Genomic DNA, 17,171 nt, shown 5'->3' on the forward strand with positions numbered 1-17,171 from the left:
GTCGCGTCGCAACCCGTGTCGCGGTCATTCCTGTCCGAACCGCTTCAGTACGGAGTCGAACGGGACAAAGGTGCGGCCCGGCGTGGCAGGTTTGTTCGGATCGTGGTCTTTGAGCACCTTGAAGACCCGATGGGTGAGCGGCGAGGAAATCGCGAAGTCCTCGTAAGCGCGTTCGAGCGTCCCCCGCACCCGCGCGGCAATCACCTGGTCGGGCAGACCGGAGAAATCTTCTTCGGCAAGGTATTGGCCCACGCGCTTCATGATGTGGAGCCGCGAGACATTCAGCACTTTCGGGTCATAGGAGACGCCAAGGACTGCAAAGAACTCCTCCGCAGCCGACAGGCGCTTCAGTCGTGCGAGGATGTCGGTGACGTCGATGGGGCGGCTGTCAGCGGAACAATTCATTGCATTCTCCCTGGTCGGAAAACTGTGGTGTCGGTGCGCTCGCGCACGGCTGACCTGGACCCGCACAGCTCCGCGAGGGATGCCTCGCTGCACATTCCATCGTAGAGCTCGACCAGTTGAGTTGCAGTGACGGTCGATTTGGTCTCGGCCGCCTCGCGCCGGACGCGGGCCACCATCGCGGCTGCCAGATCCGGGTCGAGATCGCGACCGCTTTCGCTCAGCACATGGGCAATCGCAGTGGCGCCGGAATGCTTGCCGATGACGATACGCCGGCAGCGGCCGACGAGAGCCGGATCGAGCCCCTGATAAGTGCGCGAGTCCTTCAGCAGCCCTGCGACGTGAATGCCGGATTCGTGCGTGAAAACATCGGCGCCGACGACCGGTTTAATGGCCGCGGTCTGCCGGCGGGCGGCCCAAGCCACCTGGGCGGCGAGGTCGGGCAATGCGGTCAGCTCGATGCCGGTATCCGCGCCGTCGAGGACCGCCATCGCGGCGGCCACCTCTTCCAGCGCGGCATTGCCCGCACGCTCGCCGAGCCCCAGGACGGTGACGGAGGCATGGCGCGCGCCTGCGCGGATCGCGGCCAGCGTGTTGGCGGCAGCAAGTCCGAGATCGTTGTGCGCATGAAATTCAAGGTCGATTGGAGACTGCGCCACGAGCTGGGCGACAAGTTCGAAGGTCGAAAACGGGTCGAGAACGCCGACTGTGTCGGCTAGCCTGACGCGGCTTGCGCCGGCGCGTGCAGCCATCTCGATGACGCGGGCGAGATGATCCCGATTGGCCCGCGAGGCATCCTCGCAGCCCACCGCGACGAAGAAGCCGGCGGCGGCTGCGCGCCTGACCATATGCTCGATGACCTGGAGCGCTCCCGCCTTATCGAGGCCGAGCTTGGCGGCAAGTTGGATGTCCGACGCGGGCAGCGATAGATTGACGGCGTGGACGCCGCTCTCGATCGCTGCATCGAGATCCAGCGACGTCATCCGGCACCAGGCCATGAGCCGAACCGGGAGACACCGCGCGACCACGGCGCGAATTGTTTCGATCTCGTCGGCGCCCATGACCGGCGTGCCGATCTCGATCTCTGTGACGCCGGCCGCCGCAAGAGACTCGGCGATCTCCAGCTTTTCCGTCGTGGTAAAGGCGACGCCGGGCGCCTGCTCGCCATCGCGCAAGGTCGTATCGTTGAGAAAGACATGACGGGTCATGAACGGTAGCCGGTTCTGCTGCCGCTCAGGCATAGACCGGATTGAACGTCTTCGGAGCTTCGCTTACCCGGCCCAGAACTGGGAAAACCACGCAGCTTCTCCACGATTGCCGGCATGACCTCGAGCACCCGGTCGACGTCCGCTTCGCCGTTGTCCCGCGCCAAGGAGAAGCGGACTGCCGCGTGTGGCGTTTTCATCGCGCTCAGGACATGGCTCGGTTCCAGAGAGCCGGAGGTGCAGGCAGAGCCGGAGGAACACGCGATGCCCACGCGGCTGAGGAGGAGTGGAATTCCATCACTTTCGATATGTTCGAAGGAGATGTTTGCGGTGTTGGGCAACCGTTCCAGGGGATCACCAGTGACACAGGTGCTTGGGATGCGCTGGAGAATCCCGTCCTCTAAACGGTCGCGGAGCGACTTTACCCGTGTGGTCTCGTCGTCCATGAATTTCAAGGCGAGTTCGGCCGCCATGCCGAGCCCGACTATGCCGGGCGTATTCTCGGTGCCAGCACGCCGGTTGTGTTCTTGGTGGCCCCCCTTGATCAGCGAGTGGAAATTGACGCCACGTTTTACGAAAAGCGCGCCGATCCCTTTCGGCCCGTGCAGCTTGTGGCCGGAGAGCGACAGCATGTCGATTGCGGTCGACTTCAGGTTCATCGGAAGCTTGCCGACCGCCTGCACAGCATCGGTATGGAAAAGGGCGCCCACTTCCTTGGCCAACTCGGCAAGCCTGGCCACGGGGAAGATCACACCAGTCTCATTGTTCGCCCACATTATCGAGACGATTGCCACCTGTGGGGTGAGGGCGGCCATATAGGCGTCGAGGTCGAGCCGGCCACGGCAATCCACCGGGATCCTGTGCACCTTGACGCGGCGGGTCTTCTCAAGATGCGCGCAGAGCGTCAGCACGGCGGGATGCTCGACCGCCGACGTCACGATCTCGGTTCGGTTGGGCGCCGCCTCGAGCGCCGAAAGAAGCGCTGCATTGTCGCTTTCTGTCCCACCCGAGGTGAAGGTGATCTCATCGTCGAACTCCGCGCCGATCAGAGCTTGCAACTGCCTCCGCGCCTTTCTCACCGCCGCACTGACTGAGGCGCCAAGAGCGTGCGCCGACGAAGGGTTGCCGAATTGATCCCTAAAGAACGGCAACATCGCTTGCACGACCTCAGGATCGACCCGTGTGGTTGCGTTGTTGTCGAGGTAGACAGGTTTCATGTGCGATCCTCAGTTGACCGGAATGACGCGAGCGCGCGACCGCCTCATTGAGCCTCTGGCGTATGCCGTTGATGATGATGGGCCCGAACTGGCAGCCGGCGCAGACGCCCGAGAGTTTGACGTAGACCGGATCGGCGTCGACATGGACAAGTCCGCAGTCGCCGCCGTCAGCCCGCAGGCAAGGACACCCGAACACGACAACGCTATCGATAAGCCGAATTTGGCGCAGCGGCGCGATTTGGCCGCCAGCAGCTTGGGTGCCACCAGGAACCGAACTGTTTCGGGAGGCGACGTTCTTTGCATCCTACCTGAAGCGATTGCCGGTCCCAAGATCGGCTTCGACCTTGCCTTGTTCTTGAGGACAGGGACATCTGTTGTGCCGGCCATATAAGCCTCCTCTGCCGCAAATGAGTCCGTCGGCGGCAATCGCTTCATGGACCCGCACAGGCGCTTCGGGCGATCAACTGAAGGACTTGCCGCAGCCGCACTTCTCGCGCGCGTTGGGGTTATCGAAGACAAAGCCGGAAGATTCGAGCCCGGTGAGGAAGTCGACGGTCATGCCGGCGACATGCGGTTGGGAGCCCGCGTCCACGAACAGCTTGATCCCATCTGTCTCGGTGATCGCGTCGCCCTCGCGCGACACGCTCTCCAGGCCCATTAAGTATTTGAAGCCGGCGCAGCCGCCGGCCTGGACCATGATGCGAAAGCCTTCCGCCGGCTCGCTGGCGCGGGAAAGAGCAGTCTTGATGGCGGCAACAGCGTTGTCGGTGAGCGTAATCATGGCTCCATTCTCCTCAGTCCGGGACCTGCTTGCGCATCACGTTGCATGCACCGTGCCAAAGCGAAAAAATGTTTCAATACAGCGCGGCATCTCTGACCCTGCGGTGGTTCTTGTGAGTCCATTGCTGCGAAGGTGTCGGCCAACCGACACGTACTGTCGGGTTTGTCGGGTCCGCCACGGGGGATGTTAGGCCTGAGTTCTTGGCTGAACTCACATTAAACCAATGACCATTACAGAAGACTTCTTCTGAGCTTGCTTCGGCGCAATTGGCACGGTTTTTGAAGCTCCATTTGGCGAGGCGGCAAGAGACTGCCGATCCACAATCATGTCGTGGGTGCCCTCGCGATCGATGGGGCGAAGCAAGGGAGCAACATGTCAGGACTGGGTCAGATACGCTTTGTTTGGCAAAGCAGCGCCGCCTGTGGCATCCGAATGCCCGATTGGCCGATTGCGACAACACCCACAATCGCTCACCACCGCCCAGTGGGCGCCGGCCGGCTCGATGGGATTCCATCGGCATGTGCCTGCTCGTATCACTCGGGTCTCGCCGCTCCGACAGCACCCCCGGTTTTCGCGCGGGTGCGACGACGTGCGCACGCTGTCCAGCGACACTTTGTTCACGGGCCAGCAGCAGATCAGGGTCGAGCATTACGGCGCGCCCTATCGGCTGAAGATTCACCGGCAGGGCAGCTGATCCTCACACGTAGGTGGAAGCAGGGGTAAGACATGGACCAGCGCGAGAAACCGTCGCCGGACGAAATCCGGCGGGCGTGCGAAGACAATCCGAAAATCCGGGAGCATGATCTCGCCGCTCGATTGGGCATTTCGGAAGCCGAATTGGTCGCGGCGCATTGTGGTCACGGCGCGGTGCGCATCGAGCCGCGCGTCGATGATCTGCTGACCGGCCTCGAAGCGGTCGGCGAGGTGATGGCGGTCACCCGCAACCAAAGTGCCGTGCACCAAAAGATCGGCGTCTACAACAAAGTGGTCACCGGCAACCCGCATGCCATGGTGCTCGGCGACGAGATCGACCTGCGCATCTTCCCGAAAGCGTGGGCGTATGGCTTCGCCGTCGAGAAGCGCGAGGGAGCCGAGATCCGCCGCAGCCTGCAATTCTTTGATGCCACCGGCGAGGCGATGCACAAAATACATCTCAGGCCCGCCTCGAACCTGCACGCCTATCAGAATCTGGCGGCAGAGCTCGTATCCTCCGACCAGGAGCCGATCATATCGGTCGAGGCGAGCGGGGCGCGCGATAACGCAGTGAGTCCAGACCAAACCGCCACGGTCGACGACCTACGCGAGCACTGGAGCCGGCTGAGCGACGTGCATCAGTTCTACCATATGTTGAAAACACTGAAGCTCAGCCGCTGCCAGGCGATGCGTATGGCCGACGAGGATTACGCCTGGCTGCTCGACAATGATGCCGTTGGCGCCCTGTTCCAACAGGCGGCCGAAGACGAGATGCCGATCATGTGCTTTGTCGGCAATCGTGGTTGCATCCAGATCCATTCCGGCCCGATCAAGTCGGTCAAGCAGATCGGGCCGCGGATCAATGTGCTAGACGAGACCTTCCATCTGCATCTTAGGACCCATCACATCCGCGAGGTCTGGGCCGTGCGCAAGCCGACGAGGGACGGTCACGTCACGTCCGTTGAAGCCTATGGCGCCGACGGCAAGATGATCATCCAGTTCTTCGGCACGCGCAAGGAAGGCGAACGCGAGCGCAGCGACTGGCGGTTTCTGGCCGAGAGTCTGCCACGCGTTCCCGGTCCGACCGACAGGGATGTGTAGAGCCGGCAGGCCCGTAGGATTGAACCGGCCGCCATAGGGCTCGGCGCCACGTTCCGACAGCGGCTCGCGAGGAAATATAGGTCCATGTGCGATAGAGCTTGCCGTGTTAGCGCATACGCACGGTCAGGTGTGCACGCCGGAATTGACCGCATCGATACAGTCAGGCTCGTCGCCGGCCGGATCGCTGCGCACGAGTGCATCGCTCGTCTGACCGGAAATCCTTGCAGCGGCTACAACAATGCCATCAGCGCCGAACCGAAGCGGAAGCGCGGCCGGGTCTTGTCGGACCGCACCCGAACCTTGCGCTGGATCGCGTCGTTGCTCAATCCGGGCCGTGCGAGCGATCTCCTCGCTCGTCGACCGGAAGGCTGTGCAGCAGCAGCCAAGCCGAACAGCCCGATGTCGCGGACTCGACAAAACCGACCACGGATGTCGGTTGTCGGACGTTGTCCTAAGAATGATGGACAGGTGATCATCGGCGGCGGGCCTAGTGCAGGCTGGCATTGCTTGGTGCAGCGCCATGGGTACGCCTATCCGGCACGCGACTTGCTTCGACAATTTGATCAGCAGGGCATCAGCAGTGCGTCACGGAGCTCAGAGGTGATTGACCAGCCTCTCAACCCTAACGGGGATAAGCGGCGGCTTTGCTTCATGCCCGCAGCGCGGCGGAGATGCCCCTTCTGATCGACTTCGCAACCGATCTCATCCGCGCTGGTGCAGGTGGGCTGTATCAGGCGACAGAATCTAGAAGGCGCCCGACAAGAGACGTGCCCATGCTGGAAATCGACTTTATGAACAGCGGTGCAATCTCAATCGAGCCATGAACGCCAATGTAGAGAAAACAAAATGGCGACCAACCCCGTTCCAGATCATGTCCCGCCCGAAATGGTGAGGGACTTCAGCCTGTTTACATCGCCAGGGATGCCACCAACACCCAACGGGGATCCACACGCAGCTGTCGCTTGCGTACATGACGGGCCTCCGATCTTTTACTCCCGCTACAACACGCAAGATGGCCGGGGTACCTGGGTCATCACCCGTGCCGCGGACCAGCGGAAGGTGCTGCATGACGCAGAGACTTTTTCCAGCCATCGCAGCATCTTCTCCTCCATACTGGGTGAAAACTGGCCGACGATCCCGCTTGAGCTCGATCCACCGGCCCATGGCGTCTTTCGCTCACTGCTCAATCCGCTGCTTTCGCCAAAGCGGGTGTTGGCTTTGGAACCGGCTGTCCGCGAACGGGCGGTCGAGCTGATCGAAAGGATCGCCGCGTCGGGCACAAGCTGCGACGTGATGAAGGATTTTGCCTTTCCTTTCGCGGTGAGCACCTTTCTTCGCTTTCTGGGGTTGCCCGATGACCGACTCGATACATTCGTCGGCTGGGGGAAAGATCTGCTCCACGGCGACGATAAGGAACGACCTGTGGCTGCCCGGACGATCGTGGCATTCATCGACGAACTTGCAGCCATGCGCCGCCAGGAGGCGGTTGACGATTTCATGAGCTTTATCGTGCAGGCACGGGTCGAGGGCCGCCGGCTGACGGACACCCAAGTCCGCGGCATCGGCGTGCTTGTCTTCGTCGCTGGGCTCGACACGGTCGCAGCAGCTATAGGCTTTGACTTGGCGTACCTCGCGCGCAACCTCAAAGATCAGCAATTGCTGCGGAGCGAACCGGACCGCATCCCGCTCGCAACCGAAGAATTGCTGCGGGCCTATCCGCCCATTCAGTTGATCCGCGTGGCTACGAAAGATATCGACTTCGAAGGCGCGCCGATCCGGAAGGGGGACTATGTTTCCTGCGCCACGATGATTGCCAATCGTGACCCGGCGGAATTCGAATGCCCCAACACAATCGATTTGGAGCGGGAGGACAACCGCCACGCAGCGTTTGGCTATGGTCCCCACCGTTGCCTTGGCTCACACCTTGCCCGGCGGGAGATTGTCATTGGCCTGGAGGAGTGGTTGGCGCGCATCCCGGCTTTCAGGATCAAGCAGGGTACGGCACCCATAACCTCTGGCGGCCATGTGTTCGGGATCGAAAATTTGATCCTGGACTGGTCTTAGGCCCGCCCCGACCCGGGGCACAGACAATGGAGGCAGCGCAATGCGCATCATCGTCCAAAAGGCCAAATGCCAGGGTCACGCGCGATGCGCGGCGCAAGCGCCGGACATCTTCAAGCTTGATGACGAGGGCTACATCCTGCCCGGTGACATTGAAGTTGCGGAAGGGGAGGAACTGCCTGCATCGCGGGGCGCGCGATCCTGTCCTGAACGTGCGCTGGAACTCACCCGCTGCGCGCTTTGAGGACTCATTCAACCGAGAGTCTGGCGGGCTTGAACCATGTGGCCGCACTCAGCACGCGACCTCTGTCCCGCACGGTTCACGTCCAACTCTGCAGGGGCATTTCCGGCGCCAGTGTTCCCCGTGAGGCGCAAACGGCAGGGCAGGGGTTCGCGAACACCTCTTCCAATCACAGAATTTGCGTCAGAGCCGACGGACCAGACGAGAATTGCCGAACTACTCGACGCGAGGCGACCCGGAGTGCCATACCGAAGAACTGCCCGACCCATGTTGCGGCAGGCCGGGTCTCTGCATGATTTGATAGGACGAAACCAGGAGAACGCACCATATTTGCCCAACATTATGCCCGGCTCAGCACCGGCCAATGGCCGCACATCGAGCTGGAGAGGAGGTTCGACCAGCATGTGCTTGCCTGTGTGCTTTCACGTGCGCTCGAGGAGATCGAGGCCGGCGAGGCGACGGCGACGGAGGCAACCGGACTTTCGCGCGCCGAGTTGCGCGATGTCCTGGTCCGCTGTTTCCCTGCTTTTCCTATCAACGCGTTTGCCTTGAAAGAGGTGAGCGAGCCCGAGCCGGATCTGGAAGAAGAACTTCTGCATGGACTGCTGCTGGCGCATGCCCGACATGGCGACCCGGCGAGCGCCCGCTTCGCCAAGATCATCGCCCGGCGTGCGATGCGCAATGACCACCTCTGGCAGGACCTTGGCCTTTTTAATCGAACCGACCTCGGCCGCCTGCTCGCCTCGCATTTTCCGACGCTGGCGGCCGGCAACACCCAAAACATGAAATGGAAAAAATACTTTTACCGAAAGCTCTGCGAGGCCGAAGGTTTTTCGCTGTGCAGCGCCCCCAGTTGCCGGGACTGCAATGATTTCGAAAGCTGCTTCGGCCCGGATGAAGGCGAAAGCCGCCTCACACGGACCAAGGACAACGCCTAGGATTGAGAGCCGCTTGCGTCAGTCGTACAGCGTCAGCGCTCGCGCCGCCGCGCCATATGTCTGTTGTCAAATCTCGACGGACGCCATCGTTGAGACGGCCATTTCGGCAGCGATAGCCCTCTTTTCGGCCTCCTGGGCAAGATGACTGGCCGCGACCTGCGAATAGCCCCTGCGGCAAGCAAGGCGCCATAAATAACTGCGCCCAGCAGAACCAGTCGGCAAGAACGAACGGAACTGGCCACGTGGACGGGTATATCGAAGCGTCCATTGTTGACGTCAGCATTATACCTGGTAACGCCAGACTTCGACCGATTTTCAGCGGGCCGATAAGAAAGGCGCTCGAAGAGAAGGCGACTTTCGACCTGAACCGGAAATTGCAAAGCTGCAAGCCCAGTTGGAGCAGCAGTTGGCCCGGTTGAAGGATGCAGAAAAGTTGGCGATCAAGCTCAAGACTAATTCTGTTGGCCTCAAACGAATCAACGTCGCCGACGAAGCAATCGAGGTCGTAGCCGGTTTCACAGGACGGCGGACATTGGGGTCGGCAGTCTAGTCCCAGCCAAATAGGGCGCGCGCTTCTGCTACTGCGCAAACGCCTCTGGAGTCGATTTTATCAGCTCGTTGGCGTGATCTTCAGTTCCTTCGCCACAAAGCCCGGCGGAGAAGAGTATGCTGCCTGGCCTATTCATTCGCCCAAGCCCGCTTGCCACGGCAGCTATCGTGGTCATTTTTACATCAGACGATCGTCTCGTGAGCAGTGGACCGCAGAGTTGCGAAGACGCAGTTGCCCTTTGCTTCTACTGTGCATAGAAGCCATTTGTGCGGGCAGAGGTACAAAATCTGGGTGCGGTGCTGTGGGAATAAAATTCGAAAAGCTAAATAAACTGCGAGAGTCACTGCTAGAGGCAAATCACGATTTCCGCGCCAGCACCCAATTGTTCAATAGCTTGGATGTCGCGAAAATTGATCGCGAAATGGATCTTGGAGATCGCGGAAAGCAGCGGGGCGAGGCGAACCAACCTCCGAAGGCGGCCAAGAATTTCGACGACGTTGAGCATGCAGTCATCGAGAGGGTCGAGGACGAAAAAAAGGCGGCACACCACACCCTCGAGGATAGCCTGCAGCTTCTCTCCGGACGTTTGGCGGGCCTCGACTTTGAAGAGCAATTTGGTCTGATCCGTCAGGCGAACGCCGCCAGTGTTTCTGATTTCAAGGCCTCGATCGCGGTAGGCCTGGACGAACTTCACGGATTGCGAAAATCGCTCAACGACGCGGAGAAGGAGCACGCCTGGTTCAAACAGAAGCACGGGCTTGTCCGCGCCGTTAGGATTCAGCACGGAGCAGCCTACGTTTTCCGAATTTCCTTGCTGATTTTCCTGTTTCTGATTGAAACGGCGATGAACGGAAATTTCCTTGCCAAGGGAAATGACCAGGGATTTTTTGGCGGACTCCTCGAAGCCGCCGCGTTCTCGTTTTTGAACATCGGCGCCGCTCTGCTTTTCGCAATATTCTGTGCACGCCTGGTGACTCACAGATCGTTTTTCGTGAAGGTGATCGGCGCGTTGTCGATAGTGGCATACATCGGCTTGGCATTGACCATAAACCTAGCGCTTGCACATTACCGCGAGGTCAGCGGGTCCTTTGTGAACGGAGCCGGTGTCGAGGTTGTGCGCAGCATGCTCGCCAATCCGGCCGGCCTTATGGATGTGAAATCCTGGCTTCTGTTCGGCATCGGTCTCATGTTTTCGATTTTTGCATTTATCGACGGCTGGTTCGTTCTCGACCCATACCCAGGCTATGCGGGTGTCGAAAACAGATTGGTCGCTCGCAGGGAAGACTACATCGAGCGCAAGAGCGAGCTCATCGAGGCTCTGCAAGAGGTGCGCGATGAGCACAACGAGAAGGTGGAGGACATCGTCAAGCGGCTGGGGAGCAGACGCAGGGAGCATCGGGCGATCATCGATCATCGGTCGAGGCTGCTGACGCTCTTTGTGCAGCATCAAGACCAGCTGGAGCGAGCCTGCAACCAGCTTCTCGCAAAGTACAGGGAGGCCAATATCCAGGCCCGCACAGAGCCAGCGCCAAAACATTTTGCCACGCCCTACAGACTCGAGCGCATAAAACCCCTGATATCGTCCGACGATGAATGGAGCGAGAAGGACCTGGGCGCCTCAATTCGTGACGCGCAGGAAGAACTCAACGCTCAGGTGCGGCTCATCGGGCTGGAATGCGAGCGGGGGATCGAACAGTACCGAGATCTCGACAAGCTTCATCCGGACAGCGTGAATGGCTAGGCGGGGCCGCAGAAGAAAGAATGGCAGTGGCGGCACCATTGTGGCAGCAGTTGGATTGGCCGTGCTGTCGGCTGCGATGCTGGCCGGTTTTGTTTGGATGTGGTCGAGATCCGGGAAGGACCAAATCGACGCCAGCACGAATTGCCCGTTGGCCGGTCCTGTAAGCCTGACGGCGGTCTTGATCGACGCCACCGACCCGATTTCGCCAATAACCATGGCCGATTTGAAGAATGAATTCCGTAAGACCATTGGGCGCGTCGAGCCCGGCGGCTATCTGAGGATATTGACGCTGGGCCCGACCCCCGGCGACCTGACTGTGATGTTTGATGGATGCAACCCGGGCGATGGCTCGACGGTCGACAGCTGGACGAACAATCCGTCCCGGCGGCAGAAGAAATGGGAAGATGCATTCGAGGATCCTCTGACGAAGCTTCCCGACCAGATTCCCAATGGAGAATCCGCTAGCCAATCTCCAATCATGGCCGGAATGCAAAAAATCAAACTGTCATTATTCGATAGCGGTTTGGCGAAAGAGAAGACCGCAAAGCGAATAATAGTCGTGTCGGATATGATTGAACATACGGCGCTGTACTCACAATATCGTTCGGGTCTCGATTACCAGAAGTACCTTGATAGTTCGGCCGACAGGACCTACGGGACATCGCTTGATGGCGTGGGGGTTACGATACTCTATGTCGATAGGGCGAAGAAGCCATTTGGCTCTTTCGGACATGCAGAGTTCTGGACCCGGTGGGTTCAAGCTCATCATGGCGAGTTTGAGAAGCTGGTAGGGTTGGAGGGGTTAAACTGATGGCCAAGAAGCGAGGGGAGTCCTTCTTGGGACATCCGAGCCTGCCCCTTGTCGTCTTTGCGACACTAACCCTGGGCGGCTGTGTGTTCATCGCAATAGCCAAGCTGTCGGGCGTAGACCCGATAATGGCGGCGAGCGCACCGGTATGCCTGATGCTCATCTATCTTGCCGCGTCCGTCTTCACCGGCAAGCTGCGGCTCCACGATGAGCAGACTGGCGACAATCTCTACTACATGGGTTTCCTGTTTACGTTGACGAGTCTCGGCGTATCGCTGTTTCAGTTTGGTTCCGAAGGATCCACCGACACAATCGTGAGGAACTTTGGTATCGCGGTGACGTCGACGATCACGGGCATTGCTCTGCGGATCTTTTACAATCAGATGCGCCGCGATCCTGCCGACATCGAACGGACGGCCAGGCACGAACTCGCCGATATGACGCGTCGTGTAAGAGCTGAGATGGAAAGTGTAACCAGGGAATTCGCTGACTTTCGCCGCGTCAGCAATCAGATGTTGGAGGAGGGTTTTGCCGAAATTGCCGTTCAAGCGGAGCGGAACGGAGAGCACATAAGATCGGCGCTAGATAAAATCGCGATGGAATCGATCAAACCGGTTCAAGAGGCCTCGGGAAAGCTCAGCAATGCTTTGAGCGATAATTTTGGGCAGATCGAAAGTCAGTTCTCGTCGATCGCACAGCGCGTCGAGGCGGCAGCCGATCTGCTCGACAAGGCCAACAGCTCAATGTCCTCTTCAGTTGGCAGACTGGGTGAACAGGCCGACAGCGTAGCCACCAAGTTAGAGAAGGTTGTCGTCCCTGATGAGGTCCTTAAGAACGATCTGGCGCCGATGGTGAAACTCCTTGGCAGCGCGGTCGCCCAATATGCTGTCAAAACAGAGACGGCTTCGCAGGAACAGCAAGCCCGCATGGCGGGCATCGTTGATGCTGTGGCTAAAGTGGCCGCAGGTGTGGAAAGGGCTGTGGCAGCCGCAGAGCAAACAGCGGAGAGTGTCCAAGCGCAACAGCGCTTGACCCAGGCGCTTGCTGCAGTGGTGCAAAAGCAAAGCAAGGACACCGGAGACCTTGTCGCAACCTTGGCAGGAAGAAGCCTCCACGCGCCGAGGCCTGTTCCCCCTCTCAACGCTCCTATCGCGATCGAACAGCCACTGGCAGATCTGGCCGCAAATGACACCGTCGAGAGCGCACCGATTAGGGTCGAGCCTGAGCCCCAACCAGACGCTTTCCAAACTCTGGGAAGCGAGCCTCCCGCCGAACGAACGGAACCGCCGAAGCGAACCAGTTGGTGGGGCAGGTGAGTGACGCTGGCGGAACTTCGGTCGCCTTCGAGCGCAAGGGTTACGGCCGCGGTTTGATACTGGGCCTGACCATGGCCGAGACGATGCTGCTTTTGGTGTTCTGCCTGCTGCTAGCAGCCGGTGCTATCATCACGAAAAAGCAGAAAGAGACCGATGAGGCGCTGCGAGCCACTCAATCAAACAAGGAAAACGTGCAGAGGCTCGAAGCCGAAAACAAGCGGCTTCTGGCTCAGATAAAAGCGGTGTTTCAGCCCGCGAGCGGAGGAACCGTTCCCGACGAAGAATGGCGCGAGCTGGTCCTGGCCAAGGATGCTGTTAAGTCGGTCAAGGAAGCAGGTATTTCCCTGGAGGAGGTCGTGCGAAATGCCCCTGTCGCGAAGGTCCTTGCGGACAACGACATAAGCGTTGATCAGGCCAAGGCCATGATAGATGCGGCGAAGGTCTTGAAAGAATTTGGTTACATCGGCACCGACAAAGGGCTGCAGGATCTGGCTGATGTGCTCAAGAAGGCTGCAGAGCCGACGCAAGCAGCAAAACCTCACGATTGGCCGCCGATCATTAGTCTCAGCGAACTGGATGGCTATAATTTCGATACCGGAAGCGCAGAGCTTTCGGATCCGTTCAAAACAAAGTTGCGCGATCTTGCGAAGACAATCGCCGGCACTGCGACCTCTTACGGTGTCGACGTGATTGAGGTGATTGGACACACGGACGAACAGGCAATGGCGGGCGAATCCTCCAACATGGACAAAGGGCTCCAACCGGTTTTGTCAGGGAAAGTGGAAATCGGCTCACTCCATCCCGCCGACAATGCCGGCCTTGGTCTGGCGCGCGCGATTTCAGTCACGAGTGTGCTCAGTGACATGCCCGCATTAAAGGGGTTTACGATTTTGCCGATGTCAGGTGGTCAGCTCATCCTGCCCGGCGATCATCTCACCGACGGAGCGCAGATGGGCGATGTGCGGGCTCGAAGGCGCATCGAGATTAGGGTGAGGCAGCGATCAAAATTGGCGCCGGTTGGTGGCGCCAAGCCATGAATGGGGACGAGAGACTGGCGCCTTAGCCGGTACGGCAGTTGAGTTGGGGGATTGGGCTATGGGGTTTTACGTTCGAAAATCGATCAGTGCGGGACCATTCCGCTTTAACTTTTCGTCCGGCGGGGTTGGCGCTTCCGTTGGCGTGAAGGGCCTCCGCATCGGCACTGGGCCACGAGGTCACTACATCCACGCCGGCGTCGGTGGGCTCTACTATCGTGGCACTTTAGGCAAGGCTAGCGCCAAGAAGGTAGTACAGCTCTCTCAAACCCGATCTGCGCCGCAACCCCGTCCACAATCCTCGCCCCCGGAGTACGTCTCTGACGGCGTCGTAATGAGGGAAATCGAGTCCCGCGATGTGGTGGAGATGCGTGACGAGACATTTGCCAATGTACTCGATGAAATCAATGCTAGGCAATCGCAGACGCGGCTGTCCGTAGCACTCGCGGTTCTGTTCGGGATTGCAGGTTTCCTTGTGGGGACCAAGCTCGGAGGTGCCGCACCGGTGCTGGGCATCGGTGCCTTTGTGCCGGGTATGCTCATTGGCAAATGGTTTGACAGCTACCGCCGGGTAAGCGTGCTCTATTACGATTTGGAAAAAGACGCGGAGGCCGCCTACGGGCGACTTGTCGGCGCGTTCGAAACTCTCACCGGCTGCGGCGGGAGATGGCATGTCGCTGCCGGCGGCAAGATAGAGGATCTGACGGCTTGGAAGCGAAATGCCGGGGCCAGCATGCTGGTCGATAAAAAGCCCACGACACTTGAAAGCTCCTTGCCGAAGGTTGTGCGCAGCAACGTTACTCCGCCTTCAATCCATGTGGGTCGGCAGGTGCTCTTCTTCATGCCTGACCTAGTGCTGGTGAAGGACGGAAACCGATACGGCGCAGTCGGATATGCCGATCTGCAGACCCAATTCGCCCCGAGTAATTTTATCGAGACCGGCAAAGTTCCATCTGATGCGGAGATCGTGAGCTACACTTGGGCTCACCCAAACAAAAACGGCGGGCCCGACAAGCGTTTCAAAGACAATCGGCAGATCCCTGTCTGCCGCTACGAAGCGTTGCGGTTTTCTAGCCCGTCCGGACTTAACGAGCTGGTGGAATTTTCCAAGACAAACGTCAGCCAGCCCTTTTGCCAGGCTCTATCGGCACTCGCGCAATTGCATCGAAGCTCCGACCGCCAATCCATAACGCTGAACGCGCACTCAAGGGACTGATAGTGGCGATGGCTCAAAGCATGGCCAGGTCAGCAAACGCCTTCGCATGGAATCCCATCGCTATCTCGATCCAACTTGCTCCCCCATGAGCAGTTGGCGAGATACCAACGCGCTTCTTCGCAAGATGAAATCTCCGTGCAAAAGCGGCGAGGTTCGCGATCGCCGAGGCGAACATCCCGCGGCGCATCTCGCCGGCTGGAGCGGCATTCTGCAGGCCGATGCCTTTGGTGGTTATGGCGATCTCTATACGGCGGCCCGTCAGCCAGCGCCTATTCTGGAAGCCAGCTGTTGGGCTCACAGCCGGCGCAAAGTGTTCGAGCTAGCCGATATCGAGGCGGCGGCGCGCAAGAAGGCGCACGGCGAGAAGCCCAACCTGGTCTATCCGCTCGCGGTTGAAGCCGTGAAGCGCATCGATGCCCTGTTCGATATCGAGCGCGAGATCAACGGCCTGTCGCCGGCCCAACGCCACGCCGTGCGCCAGGAGCGGAGCCTGCCGCTGGTCGCGGAGCTCGAGACCTGGATGATCGAGACGCGCGACAAGCTCTCGCGCGGACATGATCTGACCAAGGCCTTCAACTACATGCTGCGCCGCTGGTCATCCTTCGCCCGGTTCCTCGACGACGGGCGGATCTGCCTATCGAACAATGCAGCCGAGCGAGCCCTGCGCGGCATCGCTCTCGGCAGAAAGTCCTGGCTGTTCTGCGGTTCCGATCGCGGCGGACAGCGCGCTGCCGTTCTCTACAGCCTGATCGTCAGCGCCAAGATGAACGATATCGACCCTCAGGCCTGGCTCGCCGATATCCTGGCGCGCATCGCAGCCCACCCAGCCCATCGGATCGATGATTTGCTGCCGTGGAATTGGAGATTCGCACAACTGCGGACCCAATCAGCGGCGGCCTGATCATGCAGCGCAATAAGGTGCATCACGTCTACACCGTTGAACGTGTCGCCAGGGACCTCGGCGTCAGCGAAGCGCTCATCCAGGACCTGACGCTCGGTCTCGAGCCCGAGGACGGCGTCATCTGGGTCTACGGCGCCAACGATGACGACGGGATCTTGGCCTTCACCGATGAAGGCATCGAGGAGATCGAACTCCTCCTCGAAGAATATCATCGCGTCTCCCCATCAAAAACTTGACCCGGCACCGCGGTGCTCAGGTCCTCATGGCCGCCGGATACACGTCTGCGGTCTTCACCGGATGGGTACGTACCGATCCCATGAAACAAATGTGCATTGGACAGGCTGCGAAGCCGCAAGGAAATTCGCCAGTGCTTCGGCCGCCTGGCGCCCGCAGGGGTATTGATGTGCGCTAGCGTCATTGCAGTATTGGCGGCTTTCGGGTGCATCGATGCCGTTGAAGCGGACGCGCTGCCCGTGGATCTCTATCGTGTCTCCATCAATCACCGATGCTATGCCTACAATCGGCGCCGGTCTCGACCCGGTCGAGTTTGCTATATCCAGACCACGTAACTGGTCGCCCGAGCCTGTAAAATAGTGGGTCGCGTAAGCAGCCAAGGCCACCACGATCACCAGGATCAGAGGCAAGGGCACATCTGGAAAGAAACGTCTGCGGACGATTGGTTCCGCGCCGCGCCTTGGTCGCGCGCGGCGACGATGAGAATAGCGATTGTTATTCAATTTCCGATCCTTTGCGAAACGCAGGCTGCATGATTTCTAACGTGCCTCTGCACGCTTCGTAGGCGCCTTTTTCGCTGGCGCTGGTTTGCCTTGTAGTTCGGCGCTTTGAACACCATGGTGCCTTCGCAGATCAGCCCGAAGTCACGACTTTGTAGTTGCCCTTTTCGTGAACACGACCATCTTTCCGCGCTGGAGCCTACAAGTTTTCTCGGAATGCAATTGGGAGGGC

At 59.5% G+C, this 17,171-nt stretch carries 18 protein-coding genes and 2 pseudogenes; 13 read left to right on the plus strand and 7 right to left on the minus strand.

The window, feature by feature from the left end; translation table 11 throughout:
* Positions 1-24 precede the first annotated feature (24 nt).
* The 5 genes from nifW to NKI41_RS17830 all read right to left on the minus strand — a co-directional run bounded on the left by nifW (position 25) and on the right by NKI41_RS17830 (position 3,605).
* Positions 25-405, minus strand: coding sequence for a nitrogenase stabilizing/protective protein NifW (nifW, locus tag NKI41_RS17810; RefSeq protein ID WP_352684267.1), 381 nt, complete (start codon positions 403-405; stop codon positions 25-27).
* Complete coding sequence (gene nifV / locus NKI41_RS17815) at positions 402-1,610, minus strand: homocitrate synthase (RefSeq protein ID WP_352684269.1); 1,209 nt, start codon at positions 1,608-1,610, stop codon at positions 402-404. The genes nifW and nifV overlap by 4 nt, the downstream gene beginning before the upstream one ends.
* Positions 1,607-2,824: a cysteine desulfurase NifS gene (nifS, locus tag NKI41_RS17820; protein WP_352684271.1), complete on the minus strand. Its 1,218-nt coding sequence runs from the start codon at positions 2,822-2,824 to the stop codon at positions 1,607-1,609. The genes nifV and nifS overlap by 4 nt, the downstream gene beginning before the upstream one ends.
* Positions 2,775-3,020, minus strand: coding sequence for a NifU family protein (locus NKI41_RS17825; protein ID WP_352491468.1), 246 nt, complete (start codon positions 3,018-3,020; stop codon positions 2,775-2,777). Before NKI41_RS17825 ends, nifS begins: the two co-directional genes overlap by 50 nt.
* 264 nt (positions 3,021-3,284) lie before the next feature.
* Positions 3,285-3,605: a HesB/IscA family protein gene (locus tag NKI41_RS17830; protein ID WP_023678237.1), complete on the minus strand. Its 321-nt coding sequence runs from the start codon at positions 3,603-3,605 to the stop codon at positions 3,285-3,287.
* A gap of 589 nt (positions 3,606-4,194) precedes the next feature.
* On the opposite strand from NKI41_RS17830, the gene hemP reads away from it, so the two are divergent.
* The 11 genes and pseudogenes from hemP to NKI41_RS17885 all read left to right on the plus strand — a co-directional run bounded on the left by hemP (position 4,195) and on the right by NKI41_RS17885 (position 15,304).
* The gene (gene hemP / locus NKI41_RS17835) at positions 4,195-4,299 is read left to right on the plus strand and encodes a hemin uptake protein HemP (protein WP_023678236.1); all 105 of its coding nucleotides are present in this window, start codon (positions 4,195-4,197) and stop codon (positions 4,297-4,299) included.
* Between the two features lie 32 nt (positions 4,300-4,331).
* A complete protein-coding gene (locus tag NKI41_RS17840; protein WP_352684273.1) occupies positions 4,332-5,399 on the plus strand; it encodes a hemin-degrading factor in 1,068 nt (355 codons plus the stop codon).
* An 846-nt stretch (positions 5,400-6,245) separates the two neighbouring features.
* Entirely contained in the window at positions 6,246-7,463 is a 1,218-nt protein-coding gene (locus NKI41_RS17845) for a cytochrome P450 (RefSeq protein WP_352684275.1), read from the plus strand.
* Positions 7,464-7,503: 40 nt separating this feature from the next.
* Positions 7,504-7,704 carry a ferredoxin gene (locus NKI41_RS17850; protein ID WP_352491466.1) on the plus strand — a complete coding sequence of 67 codons (201 nt, stop codon included), beginning with the start codon at positions 7,504-7,506 and terminating at the stop codon, positions 7,702-7,704.
* 323 nt (positions 7,705-8,027) lie between these two features.
* Positions 8,028-8,639 carry a nitrogen fixation protein NifQ gene (locus NKI41_RS17855; RefSeq protein ID WP_352491520.1) on the plus strand — a complete coding sequence of 204 codons (612 nt, stop codon included), beginning with the start codon at positions 8,028-8,030 and terminating at the stop codon, positions 8,637-8,639.
* A gap of 857 nt (positions 8,640-9,496) precedes the next feature.
* Complete coding sequence (locus tag NKI41_RS17860; RefSeq protein WP_352684350.1) at positions 9,497-10,930, plus strand: hypothetical protein; 1,434 nt, start codon at positions 9,497-9,499, stop codon at positions 10,928-10,930.
* The gene (locus NKI41_RS17865) at positions 10,923-11,741 is read left to right on the plus strand and encodes a hypothetical protein (protein ID WP_352516049.1); all 819 of its coding nucleotides are present in this window, start codon (positions 10,923-10,925) and stop codon (positions 11,739-11,741) included. The genes NKI41_RS17860 and NKI41_RS17865 overlap by 8 nt, the downstream gene beginning before the upstream one ends.
* Positions 11,741-13,054: a methyl-accepting chemotaxis protein gene (locus tag NKI41_RS17870; RefSeq protein WP_352516048.1), complete on the plus strand. Its 1,314-nt coding sequence runs from the start codon at positions 11,741-11,743 to the stop codon at positions 13,052-13,054. Before NKI41_RS17865 ends, NKI41_RS17870 begins: the two co-directional genes overlap by 1 nt.
* Positions 13,051-14,091, plus strand: coding sequence for an OmpA family protein (locus tag NKI41_RS17875; protein ID WP_352684278.1), 1,041 nt, complete (start codon positions 13,051-13,053; stop codon positions 14,089-14,091). Before NKI41_RS17870 ends, NKI41_RS17875 begins: the two co-directional genes overlap by 4 nt.
* 58 nt (positions 14,092-14,149) lie before the next feature.
* Positions 14,150-14,296 (plus strand): annotated as a pseudogene (locus NKI41_RS17880) (DUF4236 domain-containing protein); the annotation flags it as partial.
* A gap of 126 nt (positions 14,297-14,422) precedes the next feature.
* Positions 14,423-15,304: a hypothetical protein gene (locus tag NKI41_RS17885; RefSeq protein ID WP_352491527.1), complete on the plus strand. Its 882-nt coding sequence runs from the start codon at positions 14,423-14,425 to the stop codon at positions 15,302-15,304.
* 29 nt (positions 15,305-15,333) lie between these two features.
* On the opposite strand, the gene NKI41_RS17890 is transcribed toward NKI41_RS17885, so the two are convergent.
* A complete protein-coding gene (locus NKI41_RS17890) occupies positions 15,334-15,570 on the minus strand; it encodes an excalibur calcium-binding domain-containing protein (protein ID WP_352684352.1) in 237 nt (78 codons plus the stop codon).
* Here NKI41_RS17890 and tnpC point away from each other — a divergent pair.
* Positions 15,459-16,205 (plus strand): annotated as a pseudogene (gene tnpC / locus NKI41_RS17895) (IS66 family transposase); the annotation flags it as partial. The gene NKI41_RS17890 and the pseudogene tnpC overlap by 112 nt on opposite strands.
* A gap of 2 nt (positions 16,206-16,207) precedes the next feature.
* The gene (locus NKI41_RS17900; RefSeq protein ID WP_352684280.1) at positions 16,208-16,441 is read left to right on the plus strand and encodes a hypothetical protein; all 234 of its coding nucleotides are present in this window, start codon (positions 16,208-16,210) and stop codon (positions 16,439-16,441) included.
* Between the two features lie 54 nt (positions 16,442-16,495).
* On the opposite strand, the gene NKI41_RS17905 is transcribed toward NKI41_RS17900, so the two are convergent.
* Positions 16,496-16,942 (minus strand): thermonuclease family protein, encoded by a 447-nt coding sequence (locus NKI41_RS17905; RefSeq protein ID WP_352684282.1) that lies wholly within the window; start codon positions 16,940-16,942, stop codon positions 16,496-16,498.
* Positions 16,943-17,171 lie beyond the last annotated feature (229 nt).

The organism is Mesorhizobium sp. M0601 (assembly GCF_040320845.1).
Lineage (GTDB): Bacteria > Pseudomonadota > Alphaproteobacteria > Rhizobiales > Rhizobiaceae > Mesorhizobium.

Coding starts and splice junctions, on each gene's coding strand:
- NKI41_RS17845 (WP_352684275.1), top strand. CDS start 6,246: ATGGCGACCAACCCCGTTCCAGATCATGTCCCGCCCGAAATGGTGAGG.
- NKI41_RS17865 (WP_352516049.1), top strand. CDS start 10,923: ATGGCTAGGCGGGGCCGCAGAAGAAAGAATGGCAGTGGCGGCACCATT.
- NKI41_RS17850 (WP_352491466.1), top strand. CDS start 7,504: ATGCGCATCATCGTCCAAAAGGCCAAATGCCAGGGTCACGCGCGATGC.
- nifV (WP_352684269.1), bottom strand. CDS start 1,610: ATGACCCGTCATGTCTTTCTCAACGATACGACCTTGCGCGATGGCGAG.
- nifS (WP_352684271.1), bottom strand. CDS start 2,824: ATGAAACCTGTCTACCTCGACAACAACGCAACCACACGGGTCGATCCT.
- NKI41_RS17840 (WP_352684273.1), top strand. CDS start 4,332: ATGGACCAGCGCGAGAAACCGTCGCCGGACGAAATCCGGCGGGCGTGC.
- NKI41_RS17870 (WP_352516048.1), top strand. CDS start 11,741: ATGGCCAAGAAGCGAGGGGAGTCCTTCTTGGGACATCCGAGCCTGCCC.
- nifW (WP_352684267.1), bottom strand. CDS start 405: ATGAATTGTTCCGCTGACAGCCGCCCCATCGACGTCACCGACATCCTC.
- NKI41_RS17900 (WP_352684280.1), top strand. CDS start 16,208: ATGCAGCGCAATAAGGTGCATCACGTCTACACCGTTGAACGTGTCGCC.
- NKI41_RS17830 (WP_023678237.1), bottom strand. CDS start 3,605: ATGATTACGCTCACCGACAACGCTGTTGCCGCCATCAAGACTGCTCTT.
- NKI41_RS17885 (WP_352491527.1), top strand. CDS start 14,423: ATGAGGGAAATCGAGTCCCGCGATGTGGTGGAGATGCGTGACGAGACA.